General features: G+C 61.8%; 13 protein-coding genes. 3 read left to right on the top strand and 10 right to left on the bottom strand.

The window, feature by feature from the left end:
- Window positions 1-2: 2 nt before the first annotated feature.
- The 5 genes from HU722_RS04070 to pbpC form a co-directional block, all read right to left on the bottom strand.
- Entirely contained in the window at window positions 3-560 is a 558-nt protein-coding gene (locus HU722_RS04070; RefSeq protein ID WP_065874277.1) for a DUF4136 domain-containing protein, read from the bottom strand.
- Between the two features lie 45 nt (window positions 561-605).
- Window positions 606-1,208 carry a DUF4136 domain-containing protein gene (locus tag HU722_RS04065; protein WP_065874278.1) on the bottom strand — a complete coding sequence of 201 codons (603 nt, stop codon included), beginning with the start codon at window positions 1,206-1,208 and terminating at the stop codon, window positions 606-608.
- 24 nt (window positions 1,209-1,232) lie between these two features.
- Complete coding sequence (locus HU722_RS04060; RefSeq protein WP_065874279.1) at window positions 1,233-1,982, bottom strand: methyltransferase domain-containing protein; 750 nt, start codon at window positions 1,980-1,982, stop codon at window positions 1,233-1,235.
- Complete coding sequence (locus HU722_RS04055; protein WP_010567659.1) at window positions 1,975-2,283, bottom strand: MazG-like family protein; 309 nt, start codon at window positions 2,281-2,283, stop codon at window positions 1,975-1,977. The genes HU722_RS04060 and HU722_RS04055 overlap by 8 nt, the downstream gene beginning before the upstream one ends.
- 151 nt (window positions 2,284-2,434) lie before the next feature.
- Window positions 2,435-4,747: a peptidoglycan glycosyltransferase PbpC gene (gene pbpC / locus HU722_RS04050; protein ID WP_083213913.1), complete on the bottom strand. Its 2,313-nt coding sequence runs from the start codon at window positions 4,745-4,747 to the stop codon at window positions 2,435-2,437.
- Between the two features lie 141 nt (window positions 4,748-4,888).
- Here pbpC and HU722_RS04045 point away from each other — a divergent pair, with 141 nt between their 5' ends.
- Window positions 4,889-5,182, top strand: coding sequence for a hypothetical protein (locus HU722_RS04045; protein ID WP_049710209.1), 294 nt, complete (start codon window positions 4,889-4,891; stop codon window positions 5,180-5,182).
- A gap of 52 nt (window positions 5,183-5,234) precedes the next feature.
- On the opposite strand, the gene HU722_RS04040 is transcribed toward HU722_RS04045, so the two are convergent.
- A complete protein-coding gene (locus HU722_RS04040; RefSeq protein ID WP_065889038.1) occupies window positions 5,235-10,133 on the bottom strand; it encodes an alpha-2-macroglobulin in 4,899 nt (1,632 codons plus the stop codon).
- A 237-nt stretch (window positions 10,134-10,370) separates the two neighbouring features.
- On the opposite strand from HU722_RS04040, the gene HU722_RS04035 reads away from it, so the two are divergent.
- The gene (locus tag HU722_RS04035; protein WP_065874281.1) at window positions 10,371-11,714 is read left to right on the top strand and encodes an MATE family efflux transporter; all 1,344 of its coding nucleotides are present in this window, start codon (window positions 10,371-10,373) and stop codon (window positions 11,712-11,714) included.
- A 127-nt stretch (window positions 11,715-11,841) separates the two neighbouring features.
- On the opposite strand, the gene speA is transcribed toward HU722_RS04035, so the two are convergent.
- The 4 genes from speA to HU722_RS04015 all read right to left on the bottom strand — a co-directional run bounded on the left by speA (window position 11,842) and on the right by HU722_RS04015 (window position 15,965).
- Window positions 11,842-13,755, bottom strand: coding sequence for an arginine decarboxylase (speA, locus tag HU722_RS04030; RefSeq protein WP_065874282.1), 1,914 nt, complete (start codon window positions 13,753-13,755; stop codon window positions 11,842-11,844).
- Window positions 13,756-13,897: 142 nt separating this feature from the next.
- Window positions 13,898-14,269, bottom strand: coding sequence for a translation initiation factor Sui1 (locus tag HU722_RS04025; RefSeq protein WP_017849660.1), 372 nt, complete (start codon window positions 14,267-14,269; stop codon window positions 13,898-13,900).
- Window positions 14,270-14,358: 89 nt separating this feature from the next.
- Entirely contained in the window at window positions 14,359-14,895 is a 537-nt protein-coding gene (locus HU722_RS04020; RefSeq protein ID WP_065879936.1) for an NUDIX hydrolase, read from the bottom strand.
- A gap of 2 nt (window positions 14,896-14,897) precedes the next feature.
- Window positions 14,898-15,965: a DUF2333 family protein gene (locus tag HU722_RS04015; RefSeq protein ID WP_065889040.1), complete on the bottom strand. Its 1,068-nt coding sequence runs from the start codon at window positions 15,963-15,965 to the stop codon at window positions 14,898-14,900.
- Between the two features lie 299 nt (window positions 15,966-16,264).
- On the opposite strand from HU722_RS04015, the gene HU722_RS04010 reads away from it, so the two are divergent.
- Window positions 16,265-17,935 (top strand): response regulator, encoded by a 1,671-nt coding sequence (locus tag HU722_RS04010; RefSeq protein WP_065874285.1) that lies wholly within the window; start codon window positions 16,265-16,267, stop codon window positions 17,933-17,935.
- The last annotated feature ends 23 nt before the right edge of the window (window positions 17,936-17,958 follow it).

The following is a 17,958-nucleotide window of genomic DNA, read 5'->3' as shown; positions in this document are numbered from 1 at the left end:
TTTTAGTGGGGTGGGTAGCTGGAGAGGATTCGGGTGATCGTGGTGCGGATGGCGTTGTTGCGGTCCTGCGGGTTGGGCGAGCTGGCCATCATTTGTTCGTCGCTGCCGCGCCAGACCAGTTTGCCGTCTTTGCCGTCAAGCAGGTCGATCTGGAGGGTGGCGACTTTGTAGGTGATGTTGCGGGTTTCGTTGTACATCGGCGCGCCCCAATAGCCGTTCCATGGGCCGCCCCATGCACCACCATAATTGGTGGTGACTTGTTGCTGGCGGTCTTCGACGATCAGGTAGGCCTGTACACTCAAGTCGGCCTTGCTGCCCGGTGCCGCGGGGCGCAGGCCGCGTTGGTCGAGTTGTTCGCCCACTGCCTGACGGATGCGTTGTTCGGTGAGGTCGCTCTTGATACGTGGGTCATCCGGGCGATATTGCAGGGCCGGGTCTTTCCAGGCCCAACTGCGGTAGGCGCCGAAGTCCCGGCTGGCATCAAAATCGTGGTTGACCTGGCTGGTCTGGCAACCGCCCAGCAACATGACAACTGCGAGCAAAGCGATACGACAAAACATGGTTTTTCTCCAAAAAGCGACCCGCGCTCAAGATGAGAATAGCTGTTAACTCGGAGGATACGCCGTCATTGCCTTTTGCACCGCCTGGCGCAAGGCATCTCCCCGTTCACTGAGGCTGCCCTGGCTGCTGGTTTCCGCGCTGGCACTCCACACCGGCTGGCCCGTGCGGGCATCGAATAGATTGACGCGCACCACCACGACCTGGACTTCATAGGTGCGTACGATCGGCACCGAGTTGTACATGCCGTAGCCATTGCCATAGCGGTTGTAGCCGCCGTAACCGTAGCCATAGTCATCCTGGACTTGCTTGAGGCGCTTCTCCTGACGCACATCGGCGCTCACCAGCAGGTCTGCCGGGCGGTTGTCGTGCAAGGGACGCAGGCCGCGCTGGTCAAGCGCGCCGCTGACCGCTTCGGCAATTTGCGCCGAATCCGCCCAGGCCGTGCCCGCCGGGAGCTGGCCATTGCGCCACGCCCAGTTGCGGTAGGCGCCGTAGTCGCGCACGGGCGCGGGATAGGCGCTGGCATCAAAGGTATTGGCTGCCTGCGGCGGCGCCGGTGGAATCGGCGCCGAAGCGGAGACATAAGGGTTGGGGCTCGAACACGCCCCCAAGCCGAGAGATAACAGGATCAAACAGAGACGACGCATTTCGACCTCCGCAGACTGGGCCGTTTAAACCGGACGGCAAACCCAGTGCAAATAACGCCCAAGTCCGGCAAAGCTTGGGTGACGACGGTGAGCGAGTTCCATCTCCAAAAGGTCCTGCAAATCCGCGCGGGCCTGGAATTCCACCGGCATATAGTCATGGAATACGCGAACGCCACTTTGGCTTTCGACCTGCCAAAGGCCTTCGAGTTGCGCCGCCAACTCACGTGGATCGAGCGGCTGCTGCGGGGTGAGACTCTGCTTTTCGCCGGCCATGTCGTTCTTGCGCATTTTGCGGAAGTGGCCTTTAAGCAGGTTGCGGTAAATCAGCGCATCGCGGTTGTAGAACGCCAACGACAACCAGCCGCCAGGCACCGTGAGCTGGTGCAGCATCGGCAGGATCGCATGAGGTTCGGCCAGCCATTCCAGCACGGCGTGGCACAGCACCAGGTCGTAGGGTTCGGTGAGTTGGCCGAGCAGGTCTTGCCAGGGCGCATGGATAAAGGTCGCGGTCTGCCCGGCGTCGGCAAAACGTTGGCGGGCGCCGTCGAGCATCGGTTCAGCAGGTTCCGCCAAGGTAACCTGATGACCTTGCTCGGCCAGCCACAGCGACATGTGGCCCAGGCCTGCGCCGATATCCAGGACTCGCAAGGGGCGTTTGGGCAGGGCTTCGGTGAGGTCGGCCTGGAGCACCGCCAGGCGAATCGCGCCTTTGGCACCGCCGTAGATTTTTTCGGCAAAGCGCGTGGCCAGTTGGTCGAAATGACGATCACTCATGGGCAAACCGCCGTTCGCTGTCGGCCAATTTGGCGCGCACCACCTCGTTCATGTCCAGGCCCAGTTCGCTGCACAGCAACAGCAGGTACAACACGATATCGCCGACTTCCTGGCCAGCGTGGGCGAGTTTCTCAGCCGGGAGCTGGCGCGATTGGTCTTCGCTCAGCCATTGGAAGATTTCCACCAGTTCGGCCATTTCTACGCTGGCGGCCATGGCCAGGTTTTTTGGGCTGTGGAATTGTTTCCAATTATTTGTATCGCGAATGCGGTGCAGGCGTTCGGTGAGGTGTTCGAGGTTCATGCGGGGGCTCCTGAAGGTGGGTAGCTTCGGGGGGATTGGCGGTTAAGGCAAGTGAATCTCTGGTGTGCTTGAGGACGCCTTCGCAGGCAAGCCAGCTCCCACATTGGAATGGGTTTGCAAATCAAAATGTAGGCTTGCCTGCGATAAGGCTCTAGTCGATGACGCTGAATTCCAGGCGGGCGGTTTGGCCGGCTTCGTCGAGGACGCTGAGTTGGTAGCGGCCCAGGTGTTCGAAGCTGGCGTTGATGAAGTCCTGGTTGGCGCTGTCGCCCAGTGGCGCGCCGTTGAGGAACCACCAGCGCCGGCCACTGCCGCCGAGGGCGGAGATTTTCAGGCGCAAGGTTTGCTGGCTGGCGGCGGGCAGGCGCAGTTGGTCGCCCTCGCGTACGCCAACGATCGACAGCGGTGAAGACGCGGCCAGCGCCGGTGGCGGGCAATCGGCGTCAGCGGGCGGGATGCGTGCTTCGCGGCGTTCGGCCCTTGGCAGCCAGGGTTCCAGGGGCGCAGGCCACAGGGCGATGTTTTTCGGCTCCGCACCCGGGCAATGGGCGTCGACCCGCAAGCCTTTGGCATTGACCCATACGCTTTCCATCAGGCCCACGCTCAACGGTTGGTCCAGTGCCTGCAAGGTCGGCGGCGTGGTGTTGTCCAGCGTCCAGGCGAAGCGCTGGCGGCGGCAATTGGGGTCGCTGCGGCTCATGGGCTGGCCTAGTGGCCAACAGATCGCTGCCACGCCGACATTGGCGGGCACCGGTTTGACCGGCGCGCTGATGCCGCGCTGGCTGTCGCGGTTGCTCAGTACGTCGTGCACCTGCAACATCAACGGCGCCGCCGAGGCCAGCCCGAACTGGCCCGGCACCGGCGTGCCGTCCGGGCGGCCGATCCACACGCCGATCAAGTAACGCGGCCCCACGCCAATCGCCCAGGCATCACGAAAGCCGTAGCTGGTGCCGGTCTTCCAGGCCAGGACCGGGCGTTGCACCAGCTCGGCACGCGGGTCGCGGTCGGGACGCGCCTGGCCGCTGAGTATGCGCCGCACAATCCAGGCGGACCCTGGCGACAGTAATGGCCGCTCCCTAAGCGCATCGTCCGGCTGTAATCGAATAGTTGCACTCCTGCCGTCACGGGCGAAGGCGCTATAGCCGCTCACCAGATCTTCCAGACGGCTGCCTGCGCCGCCCAGGATCAAGGCCAGGTTCGGCTCGGCCAACGCCGGCAACGCCAAAGGCACCCCGCCGATACGCATCTCGGCGGCGAACCGCTTCGGCCCATAGGCTTCCAGCAACTGTACCGCCGGCAGGTTGAGCGAACTGGACAGCGCCGTACTCGCCGGCACTGCGCCGGTAAAACCCATGGAGAAGTTGCCCGGCCGGTAATCCCCGTAACGCCGCGGCACGTCCTGCAGCAGGGACTCAGAATGAATCAGCCCGTCATCAAGGGCCATGCCGTAGAGAAAGGGTTTCAAGGTGGAGCCCGGCGAACGCCGTGCGCTGATCATGTCCACATGGCCAAAACGCTTGGCATCATTGATGTCCACCGAGCCGAGGTAGGCGCGTACCGCCATGGTTTCTTCCTCCACCACCAGGATCGCGGCGGAGGTGTGCTCCGGCAAGCGTGCACGCCAACCCAACAGCAGGTCTTCGAGGCGGCGTTGCAGGGTGGCATCCAGGGTGGTGCGGATCAGCGGCGGGCTGTCGGGGCGGTTCAGGCGGCGCGCGAGCAGGGGCGCCAAGCTCGGCTCCAGGCGCGGGGCGAGCAGCAGCGGTTCCTGCAGGGCTTCATCGACGGCGGCTTGCGGCCACACCTTGAACTCGCCAAGACGACGCAGCACTTTGTCGCGCGCTTCCTGGGCACGCTGCGGGTGACGGTCCGGGCGCAATCGGCTGGGCGCCTGGGGCAAAACCGCGAGCAAGGCGGCTTCGGCATGGGTCAATTGTGATGGAGACTTGCCCAGATACGCCCAACTGGCCGCCGCCACGCCCTGCAATGTTCCGCCAAACGGTGCGCGATTCAGGTAGAGGTTGAGGATTTCCTCCTTGGACAGGTGCCATTCCAACTGCGCCGTGCGCCACAACTGGCGCAACTTGCCGTGGAAGGTGCGCGAATGCGGATCCAACAACCGCGCCACCTGCATCGACAACGTACTGCCCCCCGACACCACACGCGCCCCGGTCAGGTTCTGCCAAGTCGCCCGTACCAGCGCCAGCGGGTTTACGCCAGGATGCTGATAGAACCAACGGTCTTCATAGGTGAGCAACGCATCCAGGTAATACGGCGACACTTCGCTGGTTTGCACGGGATAGCGCCACACCCCATTCGCATCGGCAAACCGCCATAACGGCGTGCCATCCTCAGCCAACACCACCCGCGCCAAATCATCCTGGGGCAACGGCAACGGCCAAACCCGATCCGCCCCCCACAACAACACCACCACCAACACCACTGCCCCCAAAGCCCAGCGCAGTAAATGTGGGAGCGTACACCCGCAAATGACGCAACTTAATCGCAAATTCAACCGAGCAAACCTCTATGCTTGTAGGGAACTAGCCTCTCGCAATAACAACCAAAGACACAGATACGCCCACCTCTTCATCAGGACACACACATGCAGGTAGAAAGCTTTTTCGAATGGCTGGGCCAGGCGCTCGGTTCCATCATCCGCTTTATCGTCGACGGCCTCAGCGGCCTGTTCGGTGCCCTGACCAACGCCGGCGGCAACTTCGTCGAAGGCCTGTCCCGCACCCTGGGCATGGACACCTCGATCATCAGCATCATTACCCTGATCATCGGCCTGCTGTTCCTGTATTCCGCCGTACGCGCCTTCATGCGCGCCTCGGTCATCATGGGCATCATCTGGCTACTGCTCGGCCTATGGCTCCTGAGCTGGGTCGTCCACTAACCCTACAAACACCTCAACCCCCCTGTGGGAGCCAGTCCTGCCAGTTAGGTTATCAGCGCCCCTTGATCACCAAATCCGCCGGCGTCTCCCCCACCGCCTGCCAATTCGGTCGGTACATCGACTCCACCTGCGGCGGTGGTACGCGATAAGTCCCCGGTGTCACCGCCCGCGCCAGATACAGCAGGTGCGTGGTGCCAGACCCCTCCAGATTAATCGCCGCCACATACCGATCATCCCTGAACTCCTGATGCTTGAGCGACGCGTTCTGCATCGACTCACGCCACTCCTTCACTTGGCTGCTGGCGTTCTCCAGGCTGGCAGCACTCTGCGCCAGGTTCTGGTTTTCAAGCTCCAGGCCAGCGGGCAGCAAATCCACCACCAAGGCATCCGGCACACGTTGCTTGGCACCGACCGCCAGATGCACCAGCACCAGATCCCCACTGTTGAGGCTACGAAGATTCAACGGCTGGCCATTCATGCCCAGGTACTCACGGCGAATGCTCAGGTTGTCGCCGCCGGCAGCCGGTGGCAGCTGTGGATAACCCGAGATCGTCAGTTGCTGATACACCGGCGTTTCGCCCTGATTGCTCAAGGTCAAATCACTGGAAAGCAGCTTGCCTTCCAGCGCCAGCGTCGATTGCTGATTATTCAACGCTTGCACACCGCCACTGCCGGTCAGCGACACCTGCCAGTTCGAATCCGGCTTGGCGAAACCGAGGCGCCCCGCCAGGAACAACGAATTACGCTCCTGGGTCGACAGATACGGACTGGCCGCCAGTTGATCCGACAGCGTAAACAAGCGCTCCTCACGCTTGCCCTTGGCCAAATCATTTTCTTCCAGCAACGCCAGGATCATTGCCTGGTCGCGCAGCGGGCTGCCGTAATCGGCCAGCCATTCATTGGCATTGCGCTGCGCCGCCAACCCGGCCAGCAAGGCTTGATCGGCACGCGGTTGGTCGCCCATCTTCTGCAACGCGATAGCCAACTGCACCAGCGGCAACCCGGAGCGGGCGTCGCTGCGTCGTTCAAAGATGCTGCGCAACGCGCCCAACGGTGCCTGCTGACTGCGCGCCAAGACCATGCCGGCGTAGGCCTGCACGGCAAAGCGCGTGTGATCGGCGTTATCGCTGTAGTCGACATCGATCAGGTTGCGCTCCTGCACATAACGCAGCAGGCGCTCGCTGGCCTTTTTCAAGGCTTCAGGCGGTACCGCAAAACCCTGATCTCGGGCGCGCAACAGGAAGTCGGTGACATAGGCCGTCAGCCAATATTCTTCTTCACCATCGGCGCCCCACAAACCAAAGCTGCCGTTGTAGCGCTGCATACCCAGCAAACGCTCAATGCCCAGCTCGATCTTGCGTTTGCGCTCGCTGTCCGATTCGCCCTTGATGGACAGGCGTTTGAGCAAGGCATCGTCGGCATACAACGACGGGTACAGGCCACTCGCGGTCTGTTCCAGGCAACCGTAAGGGTAAGCCTTGAGTGCACTGATCTGCGCACCGAGGTTCAACGGCGGCCGGCTCGACAGGCTCAGCAGGGCCTGGCGCCCCGAGGTATCGAATTGATCCAGGGTACCCGGTGGCAGGCTCCACGGCTGATCCTTGAGAACCGCGCGATAATGTTTGAGCAGTGCCGGATACGCCGGCCGCACGCCCAAGGTCCATTCACGGGTGAACGGCGGCAGGTGCTCACCTGGCAAGTCCAGCCCATTCACGGTCACCTTGACCTTGCCCTGCCCCAACCCGCCCCAGGCTTTTACGGGGATGCGCAAGGTGGTGCGTTGGCCTTGTGTCAGCTCGACGGTTTGCGCGCCGCTGTTGACCAATTCCAACTGCCCCTCGGCAGTCAGTTGCACATCAAGCTTCTGCGCCTTGCCCGACAGGTTGGACAGGTCCAGCGCTAACGTTGTCTGGTCACCACCGGCCAGGAAGCGTGGCGCCGACAGTTCGGCAATCAGCGGTGCAGCAATGACCGTCTTGGCTTCAGCCATGCCGTAGCGGTCATCGCTCCAGGCCTGGGCCATCAGGCGCAGTTCGCCGTTGAAGTCGGGAATATTGACGCTGACTTCGCCTTCGCCCTGCTCATTCAAAGTGACCGGCGCGCTTTGCAGGGCAACGATGGTCACACTGGTGTCCGGACGCTTGCCGCCCTTGGCCAACGCTGCGTCACCACCAAACGCCAGGCTGGCCAGGCGACCCTGGCCGGCCTCGATCAACTGGCCGTAGATATCGAACTGGTCCACGCCATACGCCTTGCGGCCGAACAGGCTGGAATACGGGTCCGGTGTCGGGTATTCGGTGATGTTGAGGATGCCCACGTCCACCGCCGCCACCAGTACGTGCACCTGTTTCGGCACGCTGCCATCGGCATTTTTAGCCGAGATCTTCACCGCCAGCGGTTGTTTGGGGCGCATTTTTTCCGGCGCAGTGAGGGTCACGCCCAGTTTGCGCTGGGTGCGATCCAGCGGCAGGTGCAGCAGGCCCACTGCACGTTTGGGGGTGATATTGGCTTTACGCTCGCCTGGGCGAATCACCAGGGCACTCACGTACAAGTCATGCCGCGACCATTTCGGGTCGAGCTTCACGGCGAAGCTTTTGCCCTCGGCAGGCACGTCGATTTCCTGCCACCACAGCGGCCCTTCGGCGGACTCCACCAGCAGGTAGCCTTTACCGGCTGCCGGTGGCGTGACGGTGACATTGGCGGTGTCACCATCGCCATACGCGGGTTTGTCCAGCGCCAGCTTGACCTGATCGGGGCGCACAGCGCCGCCTTCGGTATTGTCCTGGCCCTGGTAGCCGGCCCAGAAGCGCAAGCTGCTGACCAACCCCGTCTGCGGGTCTTCGACCTCGACGCGGTACGGGCCCCACTCCACCTGGAAGCTGACCTTGGCGGTGTCGCCAGCCTTGATAGTCAGGGTCTGCTCGTCAAGGTTGAGGAATTTCTCGTTGAAGTGATAGCTCCAGCCATCGTTCTCGGAGTAGTTCCAGTAGTAGTCACGGCGCTCGCGCACCAGGCGTACCTTGAGGTTTTGCGCGGCGAGTTTCTGCCCATCCTGATTGGCCAGCAGTACTTCAAATTCCGCCGGGCCATCGCCATTGGTTTCGGTGCCGTCAAACAACCCACGCAGGCCCGGAAGCTGCTCGGCGGGCCAGATCGGCTGCACCAGACGCCGCGTGATCGGGCGCCCGCCGGACTCTTGCAGGCTGGCTTGCACGATCAATTGCAACGGCGACTTCGCGTCGGCCCACTTGCTTTCCAGGGTCAGCGCTTCCTGGCCCTTGGCGTCGAGCACGCTTTCATCCAGTTCGAAATCCTGGCTCAACTCTTCTTCGGTAACAGAGCCGAACTGGTAGCCCGGCAATGACTTGACCGCTTCGCGCAACGGGCGCACATAAACCTGACCACTGACGCGGTTGCCCGATGCTGGCGCACCGTACAGGTAACGGCCGTTAACCTGAATGACCGGGTTGTCCGCGGGGCTCAGCGCGGTGTCGCTGCCCTTGAGTTCCAGCGCCAGGCGCTCGGGCAAGAAGTCTTCAACGAGGAACTCATACAACTGCGGTTTGCCATCGCCCAGGTCGAATACCAGCTGCCAGCGCCCAGTCGGCGCTTCGCCGGCCAGTTGCAGCTGGTATTGATAAAGACCGGAGGCATCCGCATCCCAGACGAATTTGCGGCTCACCTGCTCGTCCGGGCGACGCACTTCGACGCTCACCGGCTGCGGTTTGACGGCATTGCCGTCCTTGTCCCGCAACAGTGCATTGAGCAGTACCGTTTCACCGGGGCGATACAGATCACGCGGGCCGAACACAAAGAACTGCAAGGGGTGGGAAGGCTGGCCGCCAATGTCGAATTCGGCCAGGTCCAGTGCAGCGCTGTCGAGGCGCAACAGACTGGTCTGTTCACCCTGCTTGGCCAGGAGCACCTGGGCCTTTTTCGGCAGCGGCAATTCAGCGTGGCCGCCCTTCTCGGTCTTGCCCTGGCCCAACACACGGCCCTCGGCGTCGAGTACTTCAAGGTCAACCCCATCCAGTGCCTTGCCGCCTTCCAGCGCCTGGGTAAACACATCCAATCGGTTGGCGTAGCGGTGCACCGACAGGCCAATGTCACTCAAGGTGAACAGCGTGGCCGGTTGCGAATAGTTGTAGGTGCCCGACGCACGCATCACCGCCAGGTACACGCCCGGCTGCTGCAGTTGCTTGAGGCCGGCGATCGGCAGTAAAAGGGTTTCGCGAGTGTTGCGCGCCGGGTTCAAGTCGAAACGGCCACCGTAGACCAGGTCGGCCAGCGGCAGCAGTTCGCGGGATTCATAACTTTGCAGGCTGGTATTACGCCCCCACTGCGCCAGGAATGACGGCAAGGATTCGGGCTTGATGCGGAAGAACTCGACGTCGATCTTGTCGACGTTCAGCGCAATCACCGGCAGGCCTTCTGCCAGGCGCGTCGGCAACAAGGTGCCACGGCTGGCGAAGCCGACAGTGGCTTGCAGGTCGCGGGTTTCCAGACGGGCGATGTACTCGGCGGCGAGCGTTTTGTCGTTGACCGCCTTCACCCCGGCATCCACCGTGAGCACCAGTTTGCGCTGTGGCTCCAGGTGGCGAAGGCGCAGCTCCATGAGGTTGTCGGAGATTTCCCAGGCGCCATCGACCTTGCCGGACTTGCTGTCCACCAAGTGCAATTTGTCAGCGAATTTCTGATCGGGGTCCAGCGGAATGGAAAAGCTCACCGACAAGGTACTGGCCCCATCGAGCTGCACTTCAGACACGTCCACCACGCTCAACTCACGCCCGGCGTAGCGTTGCTTCAGCGCCGCCACATCCACCGCCGCTTTAGCCGGCTTGGGTGCAACCGTTGCCGCCGCAGGCGCGGTCGGGGCAGTCGGTTTATCGGAAGAATCGCAGGCGCTCAGCAGGGCCAGCGCGCAGGCCAGGAACAATCCTTTGTTAAGCATGAGGCACTCGTAGTGGGAGGGACCGAAGGACTCACTATATATCAGCCCGAGTGGGGCCGATGAGGTGCTGGTCACATTGACCGACGGGAGGATGGTTTGGCTCTAAGGGCCTTCCAGACCAAGCCAAATCCCACAAACAACAGAGATCTAAATGTGGGAGCTGGCTTGCCAGCTCCCACATTGGTTCCGCGGTGTCATGGAGGGACAGTTACAATACCCCTCCCCAAAGGAGCCCTCATGACCACCCTGCTCACCGACTGGCGCCACCGCCCCACCCACCGCCGCGTCTGGGCCCTGGCTGCGCCGATGATCCTGTCGAACATCTCGGTGCCGCTCGTAGCGCTGGTCGACAGCATGGTCATCGGCCACCTGCCCCACGCCCACCAACTGGGTGCCGTAGCCGTCGGCGCCAGCCTGTATACCTTCCTCGCCTGGGCCATGGGTTTCCTGCGCATGGGCTCCACCGGTTTCGCCGCCCAAGCTGCCGGGCGCAATGATGGGGCAGCGCTGCGGCAAATCCTGCTGCAAGGTTTGCTGTTGGCACTGGGCCTGGCGATGCTGCTCGGCACCGTGGGCATCCCGCTGAGCCATCTGGCGCTGGAGTGGATGCAGCCCTCCCCCGAGCTCAATCAACTGACGCAGGATTTCTTCCACACCCGCCTCTTCGGCCTGCCCGCCGCGCTGGCCAGCTACGCGCTGGTCGGCTGGTTCCTCGGCACACAAAACGCCCGCGCGCCGCTGGCGATTCTGCTGACCACCAACCTGGTCAACATCGCCCTCAACCTGTGGTTCGTACTGGGCCTGGATTGGGGGGTGGTCGGCTCCGCCCGCGCCTCGGTCGTTGCCGAATGGACCGGCGCCCTGCTGGGCCTCGCGCTGACGCAAAAAGCCCTGCGCGCCTACCCCGGTCACATCGCCTGGGCGGCACTGAAGCTGTGGGAAAGCTGGCGCCCGCTATTGGCGGTCAACCGCGACATCTTCATCCGCAGCCTCGCGCTGCAATCGGTGTTTTTCATGATCACCGTACAAGGCGCCCGCCTGGGCGACGCTACCGTGGCCGCCAACGCGCTGCTGCTCAACGGCCTGTTGCTGACCGCCCACGCCCTGGATGGGTTGGCTCACGCCGTCGAGGCCCTGTGCGGCCACGCCATCGGCGCCCATGACCGCCCAGCGCTGCGCCGTTCGCTGGTAGTGGCCGGCGGCTGGTCGCTGATCGCCAGCGTCGGTTTCGCGCTGCTGTTCACCGTCGCTGGCCACTTGTTTATCGCCATGCAGACCGATATTCCCAGCGTACGCGAAACCGCCGACATCTACCTGCCTTACCTCGCGGTATTGCCGTTGATTGCGGTGTGGAGTTACTTGCTGGATGGTTTGTTTATCGGCGCTACGCGCGCGCGGGAGATGCGCAATGGGATGCTGTTGACGGTATTGCTGACATTACCTGTCGCATGGATGTTGCAAGGCTTGGGCAACCACGGGCTGTGGATAACCTTCCTGATGTTTATGGCGGTGCGCAGCCTGACGCTGTGGGCGATTGCCTGGCGTTTAAATCGGCGGGGGTTATGGCTAGGTAGCAACTGAAGAAATGAGATCCAAATGTGGGAGCGGGCTTGCTCGCGAAAGCGGTGGGTCAGTCAACATTTTCGGTGACTGACACTCCGCTTTCGCGAGCAAGCCCGCTCCCACATTAGATTGATGTCAGCTCAGATTACGAGGACAGGTACGAAGACCGCGTCAGCCCCAAGCGCAACGCATCCAGGAACTGAGTACGCTCCGACGCACTGATCTTCGCACTTGCACACTTGTCGCGGTAATGCGTCATCAACTCTTCCGGCGACAAGTGCACATACCGCAGCATGTCTTCGATTGTGTCGTGGGTCTCGATACCCGCGCTGTACACCGACCCATCTTCACGCTGGTAGATGTTCACCGAATCGGTGTCACCAAACAGGTTGTGCATGTCACCGAGGATTTCCTGGTAAGCGCCCACCAGGAAGATCCCCAGCAAGTAGTCCTCACCTTCGTTCAAGGCGTGAACCGGCAGGCTGGTCTCGATGCTCTGCTCATCGACGTACTGCTTGATCTTGCCGTCGGAGTCGCAGGTCAGGTCTTGTAGCACGGCACGGCGCAGCGGCTCTTCGTCGAGGCGATGCAGCGGCAGGATCGGCAATACCTGGCCGATGGCCCAGGTGTCCGGCAGGCTCTGGAACACCGAGAAGTTGCAGATGTACTTGTCGGCCAGCTTGTCGTTGAGTTCGTCCAGCACTTGGCGGTGTGAGCGCTGGCGGGCTTTCAACGAGTTGTGCAGGCGACGGCACACGGCGAAGTAGCACTGCTCGGCCAGGGCTTTTTCGGCCAGGGTCAGCTTGCCGTCGGCGTACTGGGTGGCCACGTCGCTCATGTAGTGAGTGGCGCGCCAGTAGGTCTCGGTGACCATCTCGATGTCGGTCGGGCCGAGCAGGTCCACCAGCCATTGCACGGTTTCCGGCAGGCTTTCCTTGTTTTCGATGGTCGGGATTTCGTCGTTGTGTTTCTCGACGTCGGTGACCTGCACCACCAGCATGGCGTGGTGAGCGGTCAGGGAGCGGCCGCTTTCAGAGAAGATGTTCGGGTGCGGCAGGCTCTGCGCATCGCAGAATTCCTTGAGCATGCCCACGACCACGCCGGCGTAGTCGTCCATGTCGTAGTTGATCGAGCTGGCGTTACGCGAGTGCGTACCGTCGTAGTCCACGCCCAGACCACCGCCCACGTCGATGTGGTCCACCGGCAAGCCGAGGTTGCGCAGTTCGCCGTAGTAACGAATGGCCTCCTTGAACCCGTGCTGGTAGTCGGCCAGGTTGGCGATCTGCGAGCCCATGTGGAAGTGCAGCAAGCGAATGCCCTGGTCCAGGCCCGCCGCGCGGAAGCGCTCGACCACAGACAGCAGTTGCGCCGCCGACAAACCGAACTTGGACTTCTCGCCACCGGTGTCTGCCCACTTGCTCGACGCCAGGGACGACAAGCGCACGCGCAGGCCGACCTGTGGCTTGACCTTGAGGCTGGCGGCCTCTTCGATCACCAGCTCAACTTCGGATTCTTTCTCGATCACGATGAACACGTTGTGGCCGAGCTTTTGGCCCATCAGCGCGAGGCGGATGAACTCACGGTCTTTGTAACCGTTGCAGACGATGGTGCCGCCCTTCGGCGCCAGGGCCAGTACGGCCAGCAGCTCAGGCTTGGAGCCGGCTTCCAGGCCGATGGACACATTCTGGGTGGCGATGATGTTCTCGATCACCGCTTCCTGCTGGTTCACCTTGATCGGGTACAGCGCGGTGTACTTGCTCTGGTATTCCAGGCGCTCGATGTTCGAATCGAAGGCGCCGGTCAGCTGGCGTACACGGTCTTGCAGAATGTCGGGGAAGCGCACCAGCAACGGCAGCGACAGGCCGCTTTTACGCAATTCGTCGACTTGCTCGTACAGGTCCACGGGCGTGCTGTTCGGGCCGTTCGGACGGACTTCAACGCGACCGGCTTCATTGATCGCGAAATACCCGGCCCCCCAATGGCGGATCCCGTAAACACTGCGGCTGTCCGCAACTGTCCATTGGCTGCCATCGTCTTTGCGTGTGCGTCGTACGGACATCGAAGTCCCCTATAAATGAAGGCGAAGGCGCCACCTCTCGCAGAGGCTGGCGCAGTCTAAAGAATAAAAATGACGATTTGCCTGTGAGGGAGGTAGACCTCATTCGCAGGACAGAGTTTAGACACAGGTCGGGAAGAGGCTTTCAGCCGCCGGACTTCTTGGCCTTGTACCCGAGCTTGATCAGCTCGGCCAACAGCAATTCGACGTGATCGCCCTGGATCTCGATGACGCCGTCTTTCAACGCGCCGCCGGTGCCACAGCGCTTCTTCAGCGTGGTGGCGAGCTCCTTCAGCGCGTCTTCTGCCAGCGGCACGCCGGTGATGGTGGTCACCGTCTTGCCGCCACGGCCCTTGCTCTCGCGTCGCACGCGGGCAATACCGTCGCCTTCGGGGATCAGGGTCTGTTTACAGGTACACGCGTCCACGGGCTGGCGACAGTCCGGGCAGTGTCGACCTGCGTCGGTGGAAAATACCAGGCCGCCCAGGGCGGCGAAGGATGCGGCTTTTTTGGCCACCGGCAATCCTCTTGGGGGATGAAAAGTGGCGCAGTGTAACGACAAAAAGCCCACTTGCTAAGGGCCAAATGGCGCCATTTCATGCAACTTTAGCGACGTGACGCCAGATAGCGTCGCAAGCCTTCCTGGGCGTCCGGGCAGTAAGGCTTTTGTTCAGCCTCCTGCAGGACTGCTTCAATCGGTAAAAAGCGCGCTTCCATGACCTCTTCGGGCTGCAGGCGCAGCGGCCCGTCCCAGACAGCGGAGTAGGATTTGCACCAGAGTTTGCTGTCACCGTCTTCGAAGTAGAAATGATCGTGTTCGGTCAGCTCCACACCGCTGACGCCCAATTCTTCCTCCAACTCGCGGGCCGCCGATAAGGCGTAGGACTCGCCCGCCGCCACCATCCCACCCGCTGCCGTGTCCCAGAAACCGGGATACATGGCTTTGCTCAGGGTGCGTCGATGCACACACAGCTCACCACGGGCGTTAAACAGGAAGATAAAGGTGCACCGGCCGATCAGGCCACGCTGGCGCAGGTCGGACCTGACAAGGGTGCCGAGCAGGTTGTCCTGCTCGTCGACCCAGCAGATCAGTTCAGCATCGGAAGCCGCGCGGTGCGCGGCCTCCTTTTGAGGAGCGTCCATCATCACCCCTGGTTGAGGAGCTGACGCAAGTCGATCACTGCAGCGTTGGCCCGGGAAATGTAGTTGGCCATGACGAGCGAGTGGTTCGCCAGTACGCCGAAGCCACTGCCATTAAGGATCATAGGACTCCAAACCGGTTCCTGCGAGGCTTCCAGCTCACGGATGATCTGGCGCACGCTGACGGTGGCGTTTTTCTTGGCCAGCACGTCGGCGAAGTCGACTTCGATGGCGCGCAGCAGGTGGGACAGGGCCCAAGCTTGACCGCGAGCCTCGTAGAACACGTTATCGATCTGCATCCATGGGGTTTCCACCACTTCTTCATCGACCTGCGGTACTTCACCCGGCGCCAGCGCCTCGGTTTTCAGAGCGGTGTTCAATTTCACCCGACCTACACTGGCCGACAGGCGTTGCGACAGCGAACCCAAACGGGTGGCGACGTCGCCCAGCCAGTTGTTCAGGTTGTCGGCGCGGGCATAGAACAGCGCACCGCGCTGATTCGGGTCGGACAGACGTGCTTCATAGCGGCTCAGGGAGTTGATGCCTTCTTGGTACTCCGACTCACTGGACGGCAGCACCCAGCTTTTGTTGTCGAAGTTGAAGCGCGGCTCGGCCTTGGCCAAATCAGCGTCTTCGGCCGACTGCGACTGGGAACGGGCGAAGTCCTTACGCAGGGCGCGCGTCAGGTCGCGCACCTGCACCAGCACGCCATATTCCCAACTCGGCATGTTGTCCATCCACAGACCCGGCGGGAAGCGGTCATTGGAAATGTAGCCACCCGGCTTGTTCAGCAAGGTGCCGACCACGGTCTTGAGGGTTTCGACGGTAGTGAACCCTACCACCATCTGCTTGCCGTCTTTTTCGGCGGCGATCTGCGCATTTTGCTGGACCGGAAACAGCGCCGGCTCTTCGCTCCAGTACCAGCCGAGCGCGCCGGTGACCAACAGGTACAGGCCGAGGACGCTCAGCAATGCCCGACTCATCAGCAGCGTACGGAAGTAGCTGCGGTTGGCCGACTTGGGCTCAGGCGCAGGGCCTTTGGCACTGCCTGCACGGTTTTTCCAGTCCAGCATGGCGATATCCTTTCAATCACTTGAGTTCATGCACTTGAATTGATGGCGTGCGTTCAAACACTCCGACCACAACCCTACCCCATCGTGCCCGCCCATGCGGGGCTTTTCGCCAAACTGGCGCACAGGGAGCGTTCGACTATAAAGGATGCACGCTTTTTCCGCTGCGCGACCACCGGGTCAGCAACTGAATAACAAGGAAGAGCAGTTTATTGACGCAAGACACTCATCCCATCGGAAAGATGGTGCTAGCATAGAGCCACCACTCGACCTCAGCATGCACCCTAACTAGTAGTCAGGATATGACCGAGCCAGAAGACCCCAGCCGTGAGCGTCTCAAGCAGCATTTTGCCCAGCGGGTAATTCATCAGGCACGTCAAATTCTTGAGATCTGGCAGCGCCTGCAACGCAGCGAATGGTCCGGCGCCGACCTCTCCGAACTCAGCGAAGCCAATTTGCGCCTGCTGCGCTTTGCCGAGCGCTTCGAACAACCCGAGCACGGCCAGTTGGCGCGGCATATCGGCGAATCACTCAAAGCAGTGGACGACAACCGTGGCCGCCTGAGCAGCCAACTGATCACCGAACTCAACCGCTTGATGCAGCGCCTGTCCCGCACCGGCCTGCGCCAGGGCGACCAGTTCGAACACACCTTTCTGCCGCCGATGCGCAAGCCGATCTACGTGATGCTGGCCGATCACGATCGCGCCGAGCGCCTGGCCAAGCAACTGGAATTCTTTGGCATGAGCGCCCAATCCCTCGACAGTGTGGCGGCATTTCGCGCGTCGATGGCCGAACGCTTGCCTTCGGCGATTGTGATGGATGTGGATTTCTGCGGCACAGGGCTGGGGCTCAAGCTCGCCGCCGAAGCCCAGGAGGGCCTGGAGCACAAGTTGCCGCTGCTGTTTTTCAGCCTCCACGAAACCGATACGCCAACTCGCTTGGCCGCCGTGCGCGCCGGGGGCCAGGAATTCCTCACCGGCACCCTGGAAGCCTCCAGCCTGCTGGAAAAAATCGAAGTACTGACCTGCGTCGCCCAGTACGAGCCGTATAAAGTGCTGATCATCGATGACTCGCGGGCCCAGGCGCTGCACACCGAGCGGCTGCTCAACAGCGCCGGCATCGTCACCCGCACGCTGATCGAACCGATCCAGGCCATGGCCGAGCTGGCGGATTTCCAGCCGGACCTGATCATCCTCGACATGTACATGCCCGCCTGTACCGGTACCGAACTGGCCAAGGTCATCCGCCATAACGACCGTTACGTCAGCGTGCCGATCATCTACCTGTCGGCCGAAGACGATCTGGACAAGCAACTGGACGCCATGAGCGAAGGCGGCGACGACTTCCTCACCAAGCCGATCAAGCCGCGCCACCTGATCACCACCGTGCGCAACCGCGCGGCCCGTGCGCGCAACCTCAAGGCGCGGATGGTGCGCGACAGCCTGACCGGGCTGTACAACCACACCCACATCCTGCAATTGCTCGAAGACTGCAGCTTTCGCGCACGCCGCGAGAACAAGCCGTTGAGCTTTGCCATGCTCGATATCGACCACTTCAAGCGGGTCAATGACAGCCACGGCCACCCCATGGGCGACCGCGTGATCAAGAGCCTGGCGCTGTTTCTCAAGCAGCGACTGCGCAAGACTGACTATATCGGGCGCTACGGCGGCGAAGAATTCGCCATCGTGATGCCTGACACCGACCTGGAATCGGCCTGCAAGGTCCTGGATGATATCCGTGGGCGCTTTGCGGAAATCCACTACCCGGCCCAGCCCGAGGATTTGTGGTGCACCTTCAGCGCCGGGCTGGTGGAACTGTGCGACGGTTCCGACAGCCTGATGATGGCCGCCCAGGCCGATGAAGCGCTGTACCGTGCCAAGCATGCCGGGCGTAACCGCGTGCAAGCGGCGCGCACGTCAAAGCAAAGTGCCATCTTTTCACCTGAATTCACCGATTCGGTCATAACGCTGTAATGGAAACGCAATAACTTCAGGCA

The organism is Pseudomonas tritici (assembly GCF_014268275.3).
Taxonomy (GTDB): domain Bacteria; phylum Pseudomonadota; class Gammaproteobacteria; order Pseudomonadales; family Pseudomonadaceae; genus Aquipseudomonas; species Aquipseudomonas tritici.
Note: the sequence above shows the minus strand (reverse complement) of the source record. Positions and strands in the feature narration are given on the sequence as shown.

Coding starts and splice junctions, on each gene's coding strand:
- HU722_RS04070 (WP_065874277.1), bottom strand. CDS start 560: ATGTTTTGTCGTATCGCTTTGCTCGCAGTTGTCATGTTGCTGGGCGGT.
- HU722_RS04015 (WP_065889040.1), bottom strand. CDS start 15,965: ATGCTGGACTGGAAAAACCGTGCAGGCAGTGCCAAAGGCCCTGCGCCT.
- HU722_RS04010 (WP_065874285.1), top strand. CDS start 16,265: ATGACCGAGCCAGAAGACCCCAGCCGTGAGCGTCTCAAGCAGCATTTT.
- HU722_RS04045 (WP_049710209.1), top strand. CDS start 4,889: ATGCAGGTAGAAAGCTTTTTCGAATGGCTGGGCCAGGCGCTCGGTTCC.
- speA (WP_065874282.1), bottom strand. CDS start 13,755: ATGTCCGTACGACGCACACGCAAAGACGATGGCAGCCAATGGACAGTT.
- HU722_RS04060 (WP_065874279.1), bottom strand. CDS start 1,982: ATGAGTGATCGTCATTTCGACCAACTGGCCACGCGCTTTGCCGAAAAA.
- HU722_RS04035 (WP_065874281.1), top strand. CDS start 10,371: ATGACCACCCTGCTCACCGACTGGCGCCACCGCCCCACCCACCGCCGC.
- HU722_RS04020 (WP_065879936.1), bottom strand. CDS start 14,895: ATGGACGCTCCTCAAAAGGAGGCCGCGCACCGCGCGGCTTCCGATGCT.
- HU722_RS04065 (WP_065874278.1), bottom strand. CDS start 1,208: ATGCGTCGTCTCTGTTTGATCCTGTTATCTCTCGGCTTGGGGGCGTGT.
- HU722_RS04055 (WP_010567659.1), bottom strand. CDS start 2,283: ATGAACCTCGAACACCTCACCGAACGCCTGCACCGCATTCGCGATACA.
- HU722_RS04040 (WP_065889038.1), bottom strand. CDS start 10,133: ATGCTTAACAAAGGATTGTTCCTGGCCTGCGCGCTGGCCCTGCTGAGC.